Origin of the sequence: Burkholderia sp. MSMB1459WGS, from assembly GCF_001534535.1 — a bacterium.
GTDB lineage: Bacteria > Pseudomonadota > Gammaproteobacteria > Burkholderiales > Burkholderiaceae > Burkholderia.
Map to the genome: position 1 here is coordinate 381,459 of NZ_LPMU01000023.1, position 16,228 is coordinate 397,686.

General features: G+C 68.3%; 17 protein-coding genes. 11 read left to right on the forward strand and 6 right to left on the reverse strand.

Features of this window, described 5'->3' with window-relative positions; genetic code table 11:
• Positions 1 to 32: 32 nt before the first annotated feature.
• The gene (locus WT97_RS09355; protein ID WP_060353456.1) at positions 33 to 833 is read right to left on the reverse strand and encodes an SDR family oxidoreductase; all 801 of its coding nucleotides are present in this window, start codon (positions 831 to 833) and stop codon (positions 33 to 35) included.
• Positions 834 to 965: 132 nt separating this feature from the next.
• Between WT97_RS09355 and WT97_RS09360 the strand changes: the two genes are divergently transcribed.
• Together WT97_RS09360 and WT97_RS09365 are read left to right on the forward strand one after the other, a co-directional pair.
• Positions 966 to 1,925: a GlxA family transcriptional regulator gene (locus WT97_RS09360; RefSeq protein ID WP_060353290.1), complete on the forward strand. Its 960-nt coding sequence runs from the start codon at positions 966 to 968 to the stop codon at positions 1,923 to 1,925.
• A gap of 86 nt (positions 1,926 to 2,011) precedes the next feature.
• Positions 2,012 to 3,160: an epoxide hydrolase family protein gene (locus WT97_RS09365; RefSeq protein ID WP_060353291.1), complete on the forward strand. Its 1,149-nt coding sequence runs from the start codon at positions 2,012 to 2,014 to the stop codon at positions 3,158 to 3,160.
• An 85-nt stretch (positions 3,161 to 3,245) separates the two neighbouring features.
• On the opposite strand, the gene WT97_RS09370 is transcribed toward WT97_RS09365, so the two are convergent.
• The gene (locus WT97_RS09370; RefSeq protein WP_060353292.1) at positions 3,246 to 3,737 is read right to left on the reverse strand and encodes a 2,4'-dihydroxyacetophenone dioxygenase family protein; all 492 of its coding nucleotides are present in this window, start codon (positions 3,735 to 3,737) and stop codon (positions 3,246 to 3,248) included.
• A gap of 167 nt (positions 3,738 to 3,904) precedes the next feature.
• On the opposite strand from WT97_RS09370, the gene WT97_RS09375 reads away from it, so the two are divergent.
• Genes WT97_RS09375 through WT97_RS09385 form a run of 3 tightly spaced genes read left to right on the forward strand, consistent with a single transcriptional unit; the run spans position 3,905 to position 5,986 of the window.
• The gene (locus tag WT97_RS09375) at positions 3,905 to 4,375 is read left to right on the forward strand and encodes a MarR family winged helix-turn-helix transcriptional regulator (protein WP_060353293.1); all 471 of its coding nucleotides are present in this window, start codon (positions 3,905 to 3,907) and stop codon (positions 4,373 to 4,375) included.
• A 37-nt stretch (positions 4,376 to 4,412) separates the two neighbouring features.
• The gene (locus tag WT97_RS09380; RefSeq protein ID WP_059789447.1) at positions 4,413 to 4,748 is read left to right on the forward strand and encodes a hypothetical protein; all 336 of its coding nucleotides are present in this window, start codon (positions 4,413 to 4,415) and stop codon (positions 4,746 to 4,748) included.
• On the forward strand, positions 4,745 to 5,986 hold the full coding sequence (locus WT97_RS09385) for an MFS transporter (protein WP_059505157.1): 1,242 nt from the start codon (positions 4,745 to 4,747) through the stop codon (positions 5,984 to 5,986). The genes WT97_RS09380 and WT97_RS09385 overlap by 4 nt, the downstream gene beginning before the upstream one ends.
• Before the next feature lie 18 nt (positions 5,987 to 6,004).
• Here the strand turns inward: WT97_RS09385 and WT97_RS09390 are convergent, their stop codons facing one another.
• Entirely contained in the window at positions 6,005 to 6,955 is a 951-nt protein-coding gene (locus WT97_RS09390; protein ID WP_059505491.1) for a LysR family transcriptional regulator, read from the reverse strand.
• 105 nt (positions 6,956 to 7,060) lie between these two features.
• Here WT97_RS09390 and WT97_RS09395 point away from each other — a divergent pair, with 105 nt between their 5' ends.
• Complete coding sequence (locus WT97_RS09395; protein ID WP_060036219.1) at positions 7,061 to 8,416, forward strand: aspartate aminotransferase family protein; 1,356 nt, start codon at positions 7,061 to 7,063, stop codon at positions 8,414 to 8,416.
• Positions 8,417 to 8,465: 49 nt separating this feature from the next.
• Positions 8,466 to 9,983: a CoA-acylating methylmalonate-semialdehyde dehydrogenase gene (locus WT97_RS09400; RefSeq protein WP_060036143.1), complete on the forward strand. Its 1,518-nt coding sequence runs from the start codon at positions 8,466 to 8,468 to the stop codon at positions 9,981 to 9,983.
• A 127-nt stretch (positions 9,984 to 10,110) separates the two neighbouring features.
• On the opposite strand, the gene WT97_RS09405 is transcribed toward WT97_RS09400, so the two are convergent.
• Positions 10,111 to 10,485 (reverse strand): hypothetical protein, encoded by a 375-nt coding sequence (locus WT97_RS09405; RefSeq protein ID WP_027782957.1) that lies wholly within the window; start codon positions 10,483 to 10,485, stop codon positions 10,111 to 10,113.
• 409 nt (positions 10,486 to 10,894) lie between these two features.
• Between WT97_RS09405 and WT97_RS09410 the strand changes: the two genes are divergently transcribed.
• Entirely contained in the window at positions 10,895 to 11,272 is a 378-nt protein-coding gene (locus WT97_RS09410) for a nuclear transport factor 2 family protein (RefSeq protein ID WP_059505161.1), read from the forward strand.
• A 128-nt stretch (positions 11,273 to 11,400) separates the two neighbouring features.
• Positions 11,401 to 12,249, forward strand: a complete 849-nt coding sequence (locus WT97_RS09415) for a dienelactone hydrolase family protein (protein WP_060353294.1) — start codon at positions 11,401 to 11,403, stop codon at positions 12,247 to 12,249.
• A 43-nt stretch (positions 12,250 to 12,292) separates the two neighbouring features.
• On the opposite strand, the gene WT97_RS09420 is transcribed toward WT97_RS09415, so the two are convergent.
• Complete coding sequence (locus WT97_RS09420; protein ID WP_059505165.1) at positions 12,293 to 13,096, reverse strand: helix-turn-helix transcriptional regulator; 804 nt, start codon at positions 13,094 to 13,096, stop codon at positions 12,293 to 12,295.
• 133 nt (positions 13,097 to 13,229) lie between these two features.
• Between WT97_RS09420 and WT97_RS09425 the strand changes: the two genes are divergently transcribed.
• Positions 13,230 to 14,636 carry an APC family permease gene (locus WT97_RS09425; protein ID WP_060036140.1) on the forward strand — a complete coding sequence of 469 codons (1,407 nt, stop codon included), beginning with the start codon at positions 13,230 to 13,232 and terminating at the stop codon, positions 14,634 to 14,636.
• A gap of 64 nt (positions 14,637 to 14,700) precedes the next feature.
• Positions 14,701 to 15,810 carry a P1 family peptidase gene (locus tag WT97_RS09430; protein ID WP_060353295.1) on the forward strand — a complete coding sequence of 370 codons (1,110 nt, stop codon included), beginning with the start codon at positions 14,701 to 14,703 and terminating at the stop codon, positions 15,808 to 15,810.
• 138 nt (positions 15,811 to 15,948) lie between these two features.
• Here the strand turns inward: WT97_RS09430 and WT97_RS09435 are convergent, their stop codons facing one another.
• Complete coding sequence (locus WT97_RS09435; protein ID WP_034204888.1) at positions 15,949 to 16,161, reverse strand: hypothetical protein; 213 nt, start codon at positions 16,159 to 16,161, stop codon at positions 15,949 to 15,951.
• Between the last annotated feature and the right edge of the window lie 67 nt (positions 16,162 to 16,228).

The window sequence follows — 16,228 nt, forward strand, 5'->3', positions numbered from 1 at the left end:
GCGTACGATCCGCCGGCGGTCCCGGAGCGCGCCTAGCGAGCCGGCGCGTAGCGCGGCGCGGGCGTATCGGCCGACAAATGCGGCGCCATCGTGCGGCGCGCAGCCTCGTACGCCTCCCATTCGTCGCCCGCGTGCAGCGACGGGATCGTCACGAGTTCGCCGCGATCGAATCCGACCAGCGCCGCATCGACCAGGTCCGACGCCCTCATCACGATCTCTTTGGGCAGGTGCTCGAGCGGCAGGCCACCCGTCTGCCAGAAATCGGTGGCCGTCGCGCCGGGCAGCACGGCCTGTACCTGCACGCCCTGGCCGGCGAGCTCGTGATGCAGCGACTGGCTGAATGCGAGCACGAACGCCTTGCTGCCGCCGTACACGCCGTTCAGCGTTTCCGGCGAGATCGCGACGATCGACGAAATGTTGATCACCGCGCCGTGGCCGCGTGCGACGAAACCGGGCACGGCCGCATAGGTCAGGCGCGTGAGCGCGGTCACGTTCAGGTCGATCATCCGCGTCATCGCGTCGACGTCGCTGTCGAGCAGCGGCGCATGCGTGCCGATGCCGGCGTTGTTCACGAGCAGCGTGATGCTCGCGTCCTGTTTCAGCTTCGCTTCGACAGCGGCGAGCGCCGTGCGGTCGTTGAGGTCCGCGTCGACGATCTCGATGCTGCGCTGCGTGTCGTTCGTGATGCGGTCGGCGAGGGCGCCGAGCCGGTCGCGGCTGCGCGCGACGAGGATCAGGTCGTAGCCGCGGCGCGCGAGGCGATCCGCGTAGACGGCGCCGATGCCCGACGATGCGCCGGTAATGAGGGCGGTACCGCGATGTGCTTGCGTCATGATGTACTCCGTTTCGCTGAGGATGGCCGGATGGCGTGAACGCATTCTGGCCTCGAAGCGTTGCGACGCAAATGACGTAGATGGGTATGATTCCGGACATCGGGCCAATCGACACGCGACCGGAGAACGCACATGCACCGAATCGGCTTCTTGATCAGCGACGGCTTTCAGATCATGGCGCTCGCCGCGCAGTCGGTGTTCGAGTACGCGAACATGGGGCTGGACACGCCGTTCTATGCGATGGGCAACTACTCGGTCGACGGCGGCGACGTCCGCTCGTCGCTCGGGCTGCCGATCGCCACGCGCGCGTTGCGCGGCCGGCTCGGCGTCGATACGTGGATCGTCGCGGGCGTCAACGATCCGCTCGCCGCGCCGGCGCCGGCCGGCGTCGTCGCTTACCTGCGCCGCGCGAGCGCGCATGCGCGGCGGATTGCCGGCATCTGCACGGGCGCATTCGTGCTGGCCGAGGCCGGGCTGCTCGCGCAGCGTCGCGCGACCACGCACTGGGCGTTCGGTCGCGACATGCAGCGGCACTACCCGGAGATTCGCGTCGAGGACGACCGGATCTTCATCGTCGACGGCCCGATCTGGACGTCGGCCGGGATGACGGCCGGGCTCGATCTCGCGCTCGCGATGGTGGAAAAGGACCTCGGCGCCGACGCCGCGCGGTCGGTCGCGCACAAGCTGGTGATGCATCAGCGCCGGGCCGGCGGCCAGTCGCAGCATTCGGAAATGCTCGATCTCGCGCCGAAATCCGACCGGATCCAGAACGCGCTCGACTACGCACGCCGGAATCTCGGTCGCGCGCTGACCGTCGAGGCGCTGGCCGAAGCCGTCCATCTGAGCCCGCGCCAGTTCAGCCGCGTGTTTACGCTCGAAACCGGGCAGTCGCCCGCGAAGGCGATCGAGCGGCTGCGGCTCGAATCGGCGCGGCTGATGATCGAACAGAGCCGTCATCCGCTCGACGTGATCGCGAAGGAAAACGGTTTTCGCGACCGCCGGCACATGCGCGACGCGTTCGTGCGCGGGTTCGGCGTGCCGCCGCAGGCGTTGCGGCGCGATGCGCGGGCGGACGCGCCGGCAGCGGGCTGACGAGCCGGCGGGGCGGCAGGCGCCGTTCGACGCGTGCCGGCAAAATCGCGCAGAATCTCCATCGACGTTCGTCGCGAGGAGACACCATGCACACGGAACCGTTCGACATTGCGATCCCCGAGCCCGCGCTCGACGATTTGCGTCGGCGCGTGCGCGACACCCGCCCGCCGAACCTGACGCCCGCCGAGCCGTGGCAGCAGGGCATCGACGGCGCGTGGCTGCGCGAATTGGCCGCGTACTGGGCCGACGGCTTCGATTGGCGCGCGGCGGAACGCGCGCTGAACCGGCTGCCGCAGTTCGTCGCGGACGTCGGCGGGCGGCGTGTGCATTTCGTGCATCGGCGCGGTACGGGGCCGAAACCCTATCCGATCGTCGTCACGCACGGCTGGCCGGGTTCCGCATTCGAATTCCACGCGCTGATCGATCGCCTGTGCGATCCGGCCGCGTTCGGCGGCGATCCGGACGACGCGTTCGACATCGTCGCGCCGTCGCTGCCCGGCTTCCTGTTCTCTCCCGCACCGGCGGCGCCCGGCATGTCGGCGCTTCAGGTCGCCGACTGCTGGGCGGAATTGATGGCCGGCCTCGGTTACCGCCGGTTCGGCGCGCAGGGCGGCGATCTGGGCGCCGGCGTGTCGATCGCGCTCGGTGCGCGGCACGAGGGCGTGGTCGACGGCATCCATCTGAACTACCTGCCGGGCAACTACGACCCGCCGATCGATGCGGCGCTGCCGCCGACCGACGACGAGCAGGCGTTCCTGAAGCAGCGCGGCGATTGGGCGGCGCTCGAAGGCGGATACGCGCACGTCCACATGACGAAACCGCAGACGCTGGCGGTCGCGCTCAACGATTCGCCGCTCGGGCTGGCCGCGTGGATCGCCGAGAAATTCCGTGCGTGGAGCGATTGCGACGGCGACGTCGCGCGCCGTTTTTCGCACGACACGCTGCTGACCGGCATATCGCTCTACTGGTTCACCGGCTGCATCGGCTCGTCGATGCAGATGTATTGGGAGAACCGGCTGCAGCCGATGCGCTTCGCGGCCGGGCAGCGCGTGGCGGTGCCGGTCGCGTTCGCGCGCTTTCCGAAGGAGATCAGCCGGCCGCCGCGCAGTTGGCTCGAACGCGTATTCGACGTGGTGCAGTGGACCGACATGCCGAGCGGCGGCCACTTCGCCGCGATGGAGGAGCCGGACTTGCTGGCCGACGATATTCGGCGGTTTTTCAGGCGCTTCCGGTAACGGGAGGCAAGCAGGCGGGCGCAAACCTGCACCGGACCTCGCTCACGCGGGACGGGAGCGGCCGATGCGGATCGCGCCGCCTGGCTTACCGCGTAACGAACGCCGTGGCGGCATCCGGCGCCGTACGCGCATGCTTGCGCTGGCGCAGCAGCGCGACGCGGCAATTCTCGCGCGCCGTTTCGCGGCCGTCGTCGTCGAGCAGCACGAGATCGCCGCGCATCACGTTCAGCGTGATCACGTCCTCGCCCAGCGCGCCGAGCGTTTCCGGCGTGTGCACCGAGCCGGCCGGTTCGAGCACCGTCGAACCGGCGTGCGCGATCCAGTCGTATTCGCGGTAGCGCCACGCACCCTGCAACGTATGGACGAACACCTCGCCGTCGTGACGGTGGCGCGGCAGCGTGCCGCCGGCCGGCATCTTCAGCAGTGCGGTCAGCGTGTCCTCGGCCGCATTGATGTGCAGGTACTTGATCGCGAGCCCCGGCAGGTCGGCGCTCATCGGCAGCCACGGCAGCGCATCGCCGGGCAGGCACGAGATCGGCGGCAGGTCGGTGGAGAGCGGGGCGGACGGCTGCGTCATGGCGGAAGGCGGAGCGAAAACGGGAAGCCCGCATTATCGCAGAGCCGGATCACGCGGCCGAACGGATGCGGCGCCGCGCCGAACACGTGCGCGACGGGCCGATCCTTACGCGCTGAAATATACAGTCAAACTGTACAGTTTGGCTGTCGACATGCTATCTTGAATTTATGAACCCGCCATCGCCCCCTCCCGACACGCTCCCGCTGGCCGGTCTCGCCGGCGAACTCCGTATCTCGGTCGGCAAGCTGATGCGGCGGATGCGCGAGCAGACCCATCCGAACGACCTCACGTCCTCGCAGAAATCGGTGTTGCTGCGGCTCGATCGCGACGGCCCGGCGACCGTGTCGGCGCTCGCGCGTGCCGAAAGCGTGCGCCCGCAGTCGATGCGCGTGACGGTCGCGACGCTCGAGGCGCTCGGCGCGGTCGCCGGCGCGCCCGATCCCCGCGACGGCCGGCAGACGCTGATCGCGCTCACGCCCGGTTTCCGCAAGGTGCTGCAAGCGAACCGCGCGGCCAAGGACGACTGGCTGTTTCGCGCGCTGCACGCGCAACTGTCGGCGGCGGAACAGGCCGAGCTGGCGGCGGCCGTGAAGCTGTTGCAGCGGCTCGCCGAATTCCAGGACCCGGCGCGTCCGTGAACCGTATCGGCCCGCTCGCCGAAAGGATGGCCCGTACATGAACCTCCTGCATCTCGTGTCGTACTTCTTCGGCGGCGCGTTTCTCGCGAACGCCGTGCCGCATCTCGTCAGCGGGCTGCGCGGCGAGCCGTTCCAGACGCCGTTCGCGCATCCGCCCGGGCGGGGGCTGTCGTCGTCCACCGTGAACGTGGTGTGGGGCGTCGTGAACCTCGTCATTGCTTATGCGCTGGTGTGCCGGGTCGGCGATTTCGACCTGAAGGTCACGGCCGACGCGGCGGCGTTCGGGCTCGGCATCCTGGTGCTGGGGCTGATTCTCGCGCGGCACTTCGGCGCATTGCACGGCGGCAACGCGCCCGACCGGGAGCGGCGATGAGCGTGCCGGCTGCGGGCGTGTTCCGCTCGCTTCGCAGCTTCAACTATCGCGTGTGGGCGATCGGCTCGCTGGTGTCGAACATCGGCACGTGGATCCAGCGTACCGCGCAGGACTGGCTCGTCCTCACGCAGCTCACGCATCACGACGCGTCGGCGGTCGGCACGGTGATGGCGCTGCAGTTCGGGCCACAGCTGCTGCTGTTGCCGTGGACCGGCTACGCGGCCGACCGCTACGACCAGCGCAAGTTGCTGATGGCGACGCAGGCGCTGATGGGCGCACTGGCGCTCGTGCTCGGCGTGCTGACGGTTACCGGCGCGGTGCGGCTCGAGCACGTGTACGTGTTCGCGTTCCTGTTCGGCTGCGCATCGGCGTTCGACGCGCCGGTGCGGCAGACCTTCGTCGCCGAACTGGTCGGCGACCGCGAACTCGCGAACGCGGTGGCGCTCAATTCGACGTCGTTCAACGCCGCGCGGATGGTCGGTCCGGCGGCGGCGGGCTTCCTGATCGCATCGGTCGGCACCGGCTGGGCGTTTCTCGCGAACGGGCTCAGTTTCTTCGCGGTACTGGCGTCGCTGTCGCGGCTTCGGGAAGACGAACTGCGTGCGAACGTGCGGGCAAACCGCTCGCGCAGCAGCCTGCTCGACGGGTTCCGTTACGTGTGGCGCCGGCCGGACCTGACGGCGATTCTCGCGATGCTGTTCCTGATCGGCACGTTCGGGCTCAATTTCCAGCTGTACATTTCGACGATGGCCGCCAGCGTGTTCCACGTCGATGCGCGCGGGTTCGGTTTCCTGTCGTCGATGATGGCGGTGGGCACGATCTCGGGCGCGCTGCTCGCCGCGCGCCGCGAGCAGCCGCGGTTCCGCCATCTGTGGATCGGCGCGGCGCTGTTCGGGCTCGGCTGCACGTTCGCCGCGCTGGCGCCCGGTTACTGGTCGTTCGCCGCCGCGCTGGTGCTGACCGGGATCGCCGCGATCACCTTCATGAATTCGACCAACAGCCTGATGCAATTGTCCACCGAGCCGGCGATGCGGGGCCGCGTGATGGCGCTGCGCCTCGCGGTCGCGCTCGGCGGCACGCCGATCGGCGCGCCGGTGGCCGGCTGGGTCGCGAACCATCTCGGCCCGCGCTGGGCGCTCGGGGTCGGTGCGGCGTCCGGTTTTGCGGCGGCGCTCGTCGCGACCCATTTCGTCGCACGCAAGCGGGCGTCGCCGCGGGCGGGCGACGGCGCGGCCTGATCGAACCGAACGCCGCCGCTATGCCGCCGGCCGCGTTGCCGCATGCGCGGCGTCGAGGCACGACTGGAACAGCAGCGCGGCCCGTGACGGCTGCGGCGAGCGTCGCAGCAAGCTCACGAACCGGCACCGGTAATTGAACCGGTGCGGCGCGATCGGCTGCATCAGCCCCTTGCTTTCGAAACTTTCCGCGTAGTGATCGGGCAGGAAGCCGAGATAGCGGCCGGACAGAATCAGCGTCGCGATCGACTCCTGATCCGACGCGGTCGCGCTGCGCGTGAGCTTCGCGCGATGGCTCAGCTCCATGTTCGGCGAATGGAAGCCGAGCCCCGCGAACGCATGGTTGCGGATCGTCGTCCACGTGAGCTTGCCGTGCGGCGCATCGAAGAGCGGATGCTGGCGGCCGCAGTACAGCAGCATCCGTTCGTCGAACAACGCCGAATAGACGAGGCTGCCCGAGTTGCGGTGCACGGGAATGATCCCGATCTGATAGCTGCCGTCGATCACCCCGCGCTCGACCTCGTTGATCGACGCGACGTGCAGGTTCAGCGCGACGTCGGGCGCTTCGTCGGCGAACTGGCGGATCGCGTCGCCGAGCCGGGCATTCGCGTTGGTGGCCGTCTTGTCGAACACCGCGATGTGGAGTTCTCCGCCCATCTTGTCGTGAATGCCGTCGATCCTGCTGCGAAAAGCTTCCATCGAAGCGAGCAGCCGCAGCGTCTCCTCGTACACCGTCTGGCCCTCGGGCGTCAGCGTGAAGCCCGCGCGGCCGCGCCGGCACAGCACGAGGCCAAGCCGCGTTTCCAGATCCTTCACGTGCCGGCTGATCGTCGAGATGCCGATATTCAGTTCCAGTTCGGCGGCCGCCATCCCGCCGCACTGCACGACGCCCTTGAAGACCCGCAGCAGGCGCAGATCCATGTCGCTGAGCTGCCCGAGCAGCGCGCGGCTCTTCGGTTTCTTTGCTTGCATGATCGAGCAAGTGAACATTGATATTGCGATATTCAAAAGACTAATTGTCGTCCCGACAATGTGCAACATCATCACGAGGAGGAGGGGCGCGCCGCGCCGACCGACATGACCGACATCACCACCGTCCAGCACGACGACACGAATCTCCGCACCGACGCCGCGTGGCTCGATGCGCACTGGATGCCGTTCACGGCCAACCGCCAGTTCAAGGCCGATCCGCGCATGATCGTGTCCGGCAAGGGCGCGTATTACACCGACGGCGAAGGCCGCAAGATCTTCGACGGCCTGTCGGGGCTCTGGTGCACGGGCCTCGGTCACGGCCGCACGGAAATCGTCGAAGCCGTGAGCCGCCAGGTCGCGCAGCTCGACTACGCGCCGGCGTTCCAGTTCGGCCATCCGAAATCGTTCGAGCTCGCCAACAAGATCAAGGAACTGACGCCGGCCGGCCTCGACTACGTGTTCTTCACGGGCTCGGGCTCGGAAGCGGCCGACACGTCGCTGAAGCTGGCCCGCGCGTACTGGCGCGCGAAGGGCAAGGGCACGAAAACGCGCCTGATCGGCCGCGAGAAGGGTTACCACGGCGTGAATTTCGGCGGCATCTCGGTCGGCGGGATCGGGCCGAACCGCAAGCTGTTCGGTCAGGGCATCGACGCCGATTTCCTGCCGCATACGCAACTGGCCGAGAACAAATTCTCGCGCGGCATGCCCGAGCACGGCGCCGAGCTGGCCGACCGGCTGCTCGAGCTGATCGCGCTGCACGACGCATCGAACATCGCGGCCGTGATCGTCGAGCCGTTCTCGGGTTCGGCGGGCGTGGTCGTGCCGCCGAAGGGCTATCTGAAGCGCTTGCGCGAGATCTGTACCGCGCACGACATCCTGCTGATCTTCGACGAGGTCATCACGGGCTTCGGCCGCGCCGGCGCGATGACGGGCGCCGACGCCTTCGGCGTGGTGCCGGACATCATGAACTTCGCGAAGCAGGTGACGAACGGCGCGCAGCCGCTCGGCGGCGTGATCGCGACGAAGGAGATCTACGACACGTTCATGGCCGCGGGCGGCCCCGAGTACATGCTCGAGTTCCCGCACGGCTACACGTATTCGGCGCATCCGGTCGCATGCGCGGCCGGCGTCGCGGCGCTCGACCTGCTGGTGAAGGAAGACGCGGTGGCACGCGTGCGCGATCTCGCGCCGCATTTCGAGGCGGCCGTGCACGGGCTGAAGGGCCAGCGCCACGTCGCGGACATCCGCAACTACGGGCTGGCCGCCGGCCTGACGATCGCCGCGTTGCCGGGCGAGCCGGCACGGCGCCCGTACGAGATCGCGATGCGCTGCTGGGCGAAGGGCTTCTACGTGCGCTACGGCGGCGACACGATCCAGCTCGCGCCGCCGTTCATCGCCGAGAAGCGCGAGATCGACAACCTGGTCAACGCGCTGTCCGACGCACTGAACGAAGTGGACTGAGCCCACGCTCGTTCCAAGCGACAACCGAATTCACGAAAGAGCCTGAACGATGAAACACGACAGCAATGTGACCTCCACCGTCGGCCACCTGATCGACGGCAAGCGCGTCGACGGCGGCAGCCGCGTCCAGCCGGTGTTCGACCCGGCGACCGGCGAATCGCACAAGAGCGTCGCGCTCGCCGACAAGCTGACCGTCGAAGCCGCGATCGCGTCCGCGCAGGCCGCGTTCCCGGCATGGCGCAACACGCCGCCGCTGAAGCGCGCCCGCGTGATGAGCCGCTTCAAGACGCTGCTCGAGGAGCACGCGGAAGAACTCTGCGCGCTGATCACGGCCGAGCACGGCAAGGTGCTCGCCGACGCGATGGGCGAGCTGCAGCGCGGGATCGAGAACGTCGAATACGCGACCTACGTGCCCGAACTGCTGAAGGGCGAGCACAGCAAGAACGTCGGCCCCGCGATCGATTCGTGGAGCGAGTTCCAGGCGCTCGGCGTCGCGGCCGGCATCACGCCGTTCAACTTCCCGGTGATGGTGCCGCTGTGGATGTGGCCGATGGCCGTCGCGTGCGGCAACACGTTCGTGCTGAAGCCGTCCGAGCGTACGCCGTCGTCGACGCTGCGCATGGCCGAGCTCGCGCTCGAAGCCGGCCTGCCGCCGGGCGTGCTGAACGTCGTGAACGGCGACAAGGAAGCGGTCGACACGATCCTGACCGATCCGCGCGTGAAGGCCGTGAGCTTCGTCGGCTCGACGCCGATCGCCGAATACATCTATTCGACCGGCTGCGCGCACGGCAAGCGCGTGCAGGCGCTCGGCGGCGCGAAGAACTTCGCGGTCGTGATGCCGGATGCCGACATCGGCAACGCGGTGAATGCGCTGATGGGCGCGGCATACGGCTCGTGCGGCGAGCGCTGCATGGCGATTCCGCTGGTCGTCGCGATCGGCGACGAAACGGGCGACAAGGTTGTCGCGGGGCTGAAGGCCGAGATCGAGAAGATGAAGGTCGGGCCGGGCAACGGCGCGGGCGTCGACATGGGGCCGCTCGTCACGCAGCAGCATTTCGAGAAGGTGACGGGTTTCGTCGAAGCGGGCGTGGCGGCGGGCGCGACGCTCGTGGTCGACGGTCGCGGCGTGAAGGTCGACGGCCATGATGGCGGCTACTACCTCGGCCCGTGCCTGTTCGACAACGTGAAGCCCGGCATGCCGATCTACCAGCACGAGATCTTCGGGCCGGTGCTCGGCGTGATCCGGCTGAAGTCGCTCGACGAGGCCATGGCGCTGATCGACGCGCACGAATACGGCAACGGCACGTGCCTGTTCACGCGCGACGGCGAGGCCGCACGGTATTTCAGCGACAACATCCAGATCGGCATGGTCGGCATCAACGTGCCGCTGCCGGTGCCGGTCGCGTACCACTCGTTCGGCGGCTGGAAGCGTTCGCTGTTCGGCGACCTGCATGCATACGGCCCGGATGCCGTGCGGTTCTACACGAAGCGCAAGACGATCACGCAGCGCTGGCCGTCGGCCGGCGTGCGCGAAGGGACGGTGTTCAGCTTCCCGTCGAATCGCTGACGCGACGCGCGCCCGGTTGCATGCAGCCGGTGCGGCGTGCGAGGCTGCCGAGGCCCGCCTCGATCGACGATCGGGGCGGGCTTTTTTTACGTCCGGGCGATATGCGCGGAACGCGGCGAAAGAAGGCTTACGGCGCGACCACGTGCCACACGTTCTTGAAGTTGTCGCCGTTGCGCTCGCCCTGTTTCATGTCCTTCGAGAAGAAGTACAGCGGCTTGCCCTTGTACGCCCATTGCGGGCTGCCGTCGTCGCGCTTGACGATCGTGTAGGGCCCGACCGGCACGTCGGTCGCGCTGGCCTTGTACGGCGGCCAGAGGGTTTCGCATGGGCCCGTACAGGCGCTGGTGCCGGCGTTGGGTTTGTCCTTGTCGAACGTGTAGACGGTCATCCCGTTGGCGGCGACGAGCGCGCCGTTTTCTTCCTTCGTGATGGATCCCTGGGCCGTGGCCGAAGCTGACGCAATGGCGAGCAGGGCGGAGCTGACGAGCAGCGCGGCTTTCATGAGTGCCTCCTGATGGTCCGGTGGGCGGCCGCGATCGCGCACGGGCGAGCGTGCGCCGGAATCGCGATGAATGGTGCCGGAGCACGGCGCCGTCGCCGATCGCCCGCCCGCGCGAGCGATGCCGGGGCGAATGGCGACAAACGGGGCGCCTTATTCACGATAGGCGGTTTTTGGCGGCGCTGCGAGAAGATCGGGGGGCATATCGGCGGCACGCAGGCCTCGCGCGACGGCGCGACGATCGTCGAGGTGCCGGGGTATTCGGCATCCGTCCCCGAGCCCGCGCCGCGCGTGCGTTGCGGGGGCAACGACCCCGATACGGGTTTGCGTGGATGACATCGTGCGCATTCCGCCGGAATATCTTCGTCAGCGCGAGCCGGGCTCGCGCCGAGCCTTCCGGGAGGTAACGACGATGCTTCAGGAGCCAGGCAATGTTGCGCGCGCCAGCTATCGCGCGTATGTCGACAAGGACCGCGGCGCGATCGAAGCGCTGATCGCGCCGGATTTCCATTTCACGAGCCCGCTCGACAACCGGCTCGACCGCGATGCGTATCTCGCACGCTGCTGGCCGAACAGCGCGATGCTCGCCGGTTTCGAATTCGTCGACGTCGCCGTGCACGGCGAATACGTGTTCGTCGTGTACGAAGCCGTCACGACCGCCGGCAGGCGGTTCCGCAACGCCGAACGGTTGCGCATGCGCGATGGCCGGATCATCGAGGCCGAAGTGTATTTCGGCTGGTACGTGCCGCATCCGGCGCCGGATGGCGGATTCATCGAATCGGGCAGGTGAACGCAGTCGCGCGGCGCGAAGCTGACGTTTTGCCGTCGCGCGCTGCCCGCGAAGGGTCGCCCGCCGGGGTGTGTCAACCGCGGCCATCCCGTTGCCGTTATCGTGTCATCCAACCACGGGAGCGATCGATGCGCAAGTTGCTGACGGCGATGTTACTGGGTTGTGCCTCCGCGATCGCCGGTGCGCAGACCGTCGTCCACTTCCCGTCGACCGACGGCCCGACGACGATGCTCGACGGCTATCTGTTTCCTGCGCCCGGCGCCGGCCGCCATCCGGCGCTCGTGTTTCTGCACGGCTGCGGGGGGATGTTCGCCAAGTCCGGCAAGATCTACGCGCGCGATCGCGACTGGGCCGAACGCTTCAACGCGGCCGGCGTCACCGTGCTCGAAGTCGACAGCTTCACGCCGCGCGGTCACGGCGAGATGTGCGCGCCCGCGCATTTCGTCGGCGACATCTATCGGGCGCGGCCGTTCGACGCGTATGGCGCGCTGCGGTATCTGCAGACGCTCGACACCGTGCAACCCGACCGGATCGGCGTACTCGGCTGGTCGCAGGGCGGCGGCACGGTGCTGAACGCGATCCGGGCGTCCAGCCCGGCCCGGCCGGCATCGCTGCCGGACGGCGACTTCCGCGCGGCCGTCGCGTTCTATCCGGCCAGTTGCAACACGACCGCGCAGGGGCCCGCCTGGCAGAGCCCCGTGCCGCTGCTCGTACTGATCGGCGAGGGCGACGTGTGGACGCCGTACGCCGCCTGCAAAACGCTGTTCGATTCGGTCGCGCCGGGCACGGACGCGACTTTCCATGCGTATCCGGGTGCGTATCACGATTTCGACTGGCCGAACATGCCGGTGCACGCGATCGCGTCGTTCACGACGCGCGCCGGCGTCGTGCCGATTACAGGCACGGAGCCGGCCGCACGCGCGGACGCACAGCAGCGTGTCGCCAATTTCGTCGGCGCCAAGCTGCTCGGCCACTAGGCCGTCGGCGGCGACGTATGGCGTGTGCCGGCGTGCGTTCCGCTCAACCGGCTGCGTCGTCCTCGCCCAGCGCCTGGATGAACCGCGAAAACAGCTCCGGCTGCGACGCGATCCCGAGCTTCGCGTAAAGGTGCCGCCGATGCACCTTCACCGTTTCGGGTGAGATCGCGAGGCGCTCGGCGATCGCCTTCGACGAATTGCCGCGCAGCACCATGCGTGCGATCGCCATCTCGCGATCGGTCAGCACACCCGCGCCGAAGCGGGCGAGCGCTTGCTCGACGCGCACGCCGAGGCCCGCGTCGGGCGTCGCGCGTGCGGCGTCGCCCACCAGTCGCCAATGCTGCCGGATCGCCGCGATCACCCACGGCATCGCGGCCGTCAGCTTGCCGAGCGGCTCGACGTCGAAGCGCGTGGATGCACCGAGCGACAGCGACAGCAGCGTGTCGGCATTCGGCCGCACGAGAATCTGAATCTCGTCGTCGCCGACGGCGTCGCGGAAATAGCTCAGGAAATACTCGCTCTGCCGGAACAGGTCGGGTGCGACTTCCTCGAGCCGGTAGCAGCCGTCGGCGAGCCCGTCGTGCGCGGCCTGCAGGAACGGATCGAGCAGATATAACCCATTCAGGTAAAGCGGCACCGGCGACGCGGCGTCGGTGCCGCCCGTGTCGTATTCGTCGAGCACGAGCGGCACGCCGTCGCGGCCGATCGCGGTCGCGAGCGCGTTGTCGAACGGCGTCATTTCGTTGAGCAGCAGCACGAGGAACCGCCAGAAGCGCGGCTGGCCGAGATGATCGATTGCGCGGCCAAGCGCCTGGTGCATCGCGATTTCGGAAAAGAGACGATCCATACCACCACCGGAAGGGCGTAACACGAAGGGGGAATAGCGGTCCTGAAATTGGCTTCCTAGACTGCCACGCAATCAATCGGGCCCGAGTATGGGTGTTCAAAAATACGCAGGATAGGAGCGACAGGAGAACGAAATGGCGATGATGTCGGAATCGACGGGCAGCCTGCAAGCGGCGCCTGCAACGGAAGACGCGCCGCGCGCGTTGTCGCAGACGCTCAGTGTGCGCGACGCGGTGATGATCACCGTGTCGGGCGTGACGCCGGCCAGCTCGATCTTCGTGATCGCGCCGTTCGCGATCCAGCAGGCCGGCAGCGGCGCGGTGCTGTCGTTCGTGCTCGGCGGCGTGCTCGCGCTCGCGTTCGCGCTCTGCTATGCGGAACTCAGCGCCGCGCACCGCAGCGCGGGCGGCGAATACGTGATGGCCAAGCGCGTGTTCGGCACGCTGCCCGGCTACTTGACCTTCATCACGGTGCTGTCCGTCAGCGTGTTCATCCCGGCCGTGCTCGCGAGCGGCGCCGCGCCGTACCTGAACAACGCGCTCGGCACGCACTTCGGCAACCAGTCGGTCGCGCTGACGATCGTACTGCTCAGCTATCTGCTCGGCATGCTGAACATCAAGACGAACGCATGGATCACCGGTGCGTTCCTGGTCGTCGAAATCGGCGTGCTGATGCTGATCGCGGGGCTCGGTTTCGGGTCGCCGCACCGCGGCGCCGACGTGCTGATCGCACCGGTCGTCGCGAGCGGCAATGCGCTCGTGCCGGCGACGCTCGCGGCCATCGTGCCCGCGATCGGCACCGCGATCTTCTGCTACAACGGCTTCGGTTCGGCAGCCTATCTCGCGGAAGACCTGCGTGGCGGGAACCGCAACGTCGCGAAAGCGGTGATCTATTCGCTGCTCGTGATCCTCGCCGTCGAACTGGTTCCGCTCACCGCGATCGTGCTGGGTGCGCCGTCGCTGACCGAACTGACGAAGAGCGCCGATCCGATCGGCTACGTCGTGCGCTCGCTGAGCAATCCGGCCGTGTCGCGCGTGGTCAGCGGCGGGATCTTCCTGTCGGTGTTCAACGCGATCATCGCGATCGTGATCACGATGGGCCGCCTGCTGTACAGCAGCGGCCGGCATGCGCTCTGGTCGCGCACCTGCAACCGCGCGTTCTCGACGATTCATCCGCGCCTCGAATCGCCGTGGCTCGCGACGATCGCGCTCGCGATACCGTCGGCCGGGCTCGTGTTCGTGTCGAGCCTCGACGAGTTGACCGCGTTCACGGTCGACTTGCTGCTGCTGATCTATCTCGTCGTCGGGCTGGCCGCGCTCGCGAGCCGGTTCGTGCGCCGCGACGTCGAGCATCACTACCGGATGCCGCTGTGGCCCGCGACGCCGCTCGTCGCGGTGGCGGGCGCCGCGTATACGCTGGTCACGACGTTGGCGACGGCGACGAAGCCGACCGACCTGATCATCATCGCGGGGCTGCTGGTCGCGGCGCTCGTGATGTACGTGGCCTGGGCGCGCCACAGCGAAGCGTTCCGCGCGCTCTGAGCACCGGATCGACACCTTGTACCATCGACACACCGAACCATTGAAAGACGGGAGGAATCGCATCATGCGCACGAGGGATCTCGGCATCCGTATCGGACTCGGCACGCCGGGCCGCTTCAACGCGATCACGGACGTGCCGGGCGTGCGGGTCGGACATTGCACGCTGAGCGTCGAGAACGGCGACGCGTCGGTCCGCACCGGCGTCACCGTCATCGAGCCGCGCGCGGGCGCCGCGCACGATTCGCCGTGCTTCGCGGGCGTGCACGTGCTGAACGGCAACGGCGACGCGACCGGGCTCGAATGGATCCGCGAAGCGGGCCTGCTGACGACGCCGATCGCCTACACGAACACGCACAGCGTCGGTGCGGTACGCGACGCGCTCGTCGCGAACGAACGCGAAGCGGCGGCCGGCCGCGTGTACTGGTGCATGCCGGTCGTGATGGAAACCTACGACGGACTGCTGAACGACATCTGGGGGCAGCACGTGAACGCCGCGCACGTCCGGCGCGCGCTGGCTGCCGCCCAGACGGGGCCGGTTGCCGAAGGCGGCGTGGGCGGCGGCACGGGCATGATCTGCCACGAGTTCAAGGGCGGCATCGGCACCGCGTCGCGCGTGCTGGCGAGCGACGCGGGCGGCTGGACCGTCGGCGCGCTCGTGCAGGCGAACTACGGCGTGCGCGAGATGCTGCGCGTGGCCGGCTACCCGGTCGGCGAAGTGCTGCGACACGTGCATTCGCCGTTCCGCGACGCAGAGGCGAAGGGCGAAGCCGGCATGGGTTCGATCGTCGTCACGATCGCGACCGACGCACCGTTGCTGCCGCATCAATGCACGCGTCTCGCGCAGCGCGCGAGCGTCGGGCTCGCCCGCGTGGGCGGCGGCACCGAGGATTCGAGCGGCGACATCTTCGTTGCATTCGCAACCGGTAACGACGGCTTGCCGGCCGCGAACTACGGCAGCAAGGGCACGCCGACCGCCGACGTGCGGATGGTCAACAACGACCATATTTCCGCGCTGTTCGTCGCGGCCGCGGAAGCGGTGGAGGAGGCGATCGTGAATGCGCTGGTCGCGGGCGGCGACGTCGAGTCGCGCGGGGCGCGGGTCGAAGGGCTCGGGCAGGCGCGCTTGCTGGATGCGTTGCGCGAAGTGGGCTGGCGGCCGGGGCGCGGCGCCTGAAACGGCAAGCGCCGCTTCAATCGAAGCGGCGGGGAGCAGGGCGGCGATGCGGCGATCGGCCCGGCCGCCGTCGGCCCGCGCACGTCATGCGTGCGGTGCGGGCGATGCGGGCCTGGCCGTGACGACGCGACGTCATGCTCAGCTGCCGAAGTAGATGTTGCAGAAGCTGACGGGGCCGACGCAGGCGTTCGGGTCTTCCTGCTTCGATTGCGCGCGATCGACGCGGCCGGCGGCCTTGATCGCTTCGGCGCGGTTCGCCTGTTGCGGTGCGGCGTCTGCCGGCGCCGGCTGCGCGTGGGCGACGGCAGCGGTGAGCGACAGGGCAACGAGGGCGAGGTGCAGCGGCTTCATTTTGTTTCTCCTGGGTGAGTGCCAGTCTCGCTGGCAGTGAGGAAACTATAGGCTCGCACTGCTTGAA

What these genes read in the sequence shown, in the direction of transcription:
- WT97_RS09355 (WP_060353456.1), bottom strand. Translation starts at nt 833, where the DNA reads ATGACGCAAGCACATCGCGGTACCGCCCTCATTACCGGCGCATCGTCG.
- WT97_RS09360 (WP_060353290.1), top strand. Translation starts at nt 966, where the DNA reads ATGCACCGAATCGGCTTCTTGATCAGCGACGGCTTTCAGATCATGGCG.
- WT97_RS09365 (WP_060353291.1), top strand. Translation starts at nt 2,012, where the DNA reads ATGCACACGGAACCGTTCGACATTGCGATCCCCGAGCCCGCGCTCGAC.
- WT97_RS09370 (WP_060353292.1), bottom strand. Translation starts at nt 3,737, where the DNA reads ATGACGCAGCCGTCCGCCCCGCTCTCCACCGACCTGCCGCCGATCTCG.
- WT97_RS09375 (WP_060353293.1), top strand. Translation starts at nt 3,905, where the DNA reads ATGAACCCGCCATCGCCCCCTCCCGACACGCTCCCGCTGGCCGGTCTC.
- WT97_RS09380 (WP_059789447.1), top strand. Translation starts at nt 4,413, where the DNA reads ATGAACCTCCTGCATCTCGTGTCGTACTTCTTCGGCGGCGCGTTTCTC.
- WT97_RS09385 (WP_059505157.1), top strand. Translation starts at nt 4,745, where the DNA reads ATGAGCGTGCCGGCTGCGGGCGTGTTCCGCTCGCTTCGCAGCTTCAAC.
- WT97_RS09390 (WP_059505491.1), bottom strand. Translation starts at nt 6,955, where the DNA reads ATGCAAGCAAAGAAACCGAAGAGCCGCGCGCTGCTCGGGCAGCTCAGC.
- WT97_RS09395 (WP_060036219.1), top strand. Translation starts at nt 7,061, where the DNA reads ATGACCGACATCACCACCGTCCAGCACGACGACACGAATCTCCGCACC.
- WT97_RS09400 (WP_060036143.1), top strand. Translation starts at nt 8,466, where the DNA reads ATGAAACACGACAGCAATGTGACCTCCACCGTCGGCCACCTGATCGAC.
- WT97_RS09405 (WP_027782957.1), bottom strand. Translation starts at nt 10,485, where the DNA reads ATGAAAGCCGCGCTGCTCGTCAGCTCCGCCCTGCTCGCCATTGCGTCA.
- WT97_RS09410 (WP_059505161.1), top strand. Translation starts at nt 10,895, where the DNA reads ATGCTTCAGGAGCCAGGCAATGTTGCGCGCGCCAGCTATCGCGCGTAT.
- WT97_RS09415 (WP_060353294.1), top strand. Translation starts at nt 11,401, where the DNA reads ATGCGCAAGTTGCTGACGGCGATGTTACTGGGTTGTGCCTCCGCGATC.
- WT97_RS09420 (WP_059505165.1), bottom strand. Translation starts at nt 13,096, where the DNA reads ATGGATCGTCTCTTTTCCGAAATCGCGATGCACCAGGCGCTTGGCCGC.
- WT97_RS09425 (WP_060036140.1), top strand. Translation starts at nt 13,230, where the DNA reads ATGGCGATGATGTCGGAATCGACGGGCAGCCTGCAAGCGGCGCCTGCA.
- WT97_RS09430 (WP_060353295.1), top strand. Translation starts at nt 14,701, where the DNA reads ATGCGCACGAGGGATCTCGGCATCCGTATCGGACTCGGCACGCCGGGC.
- WT97_RS09435 (WP_034204888.1), bottom strand. Translation starts at nt 16,161, where the DNA reads ATGAAGCCGCTGCACCTCGCCCTCGTTGCCCTGTCGCTCACCGCTGCC.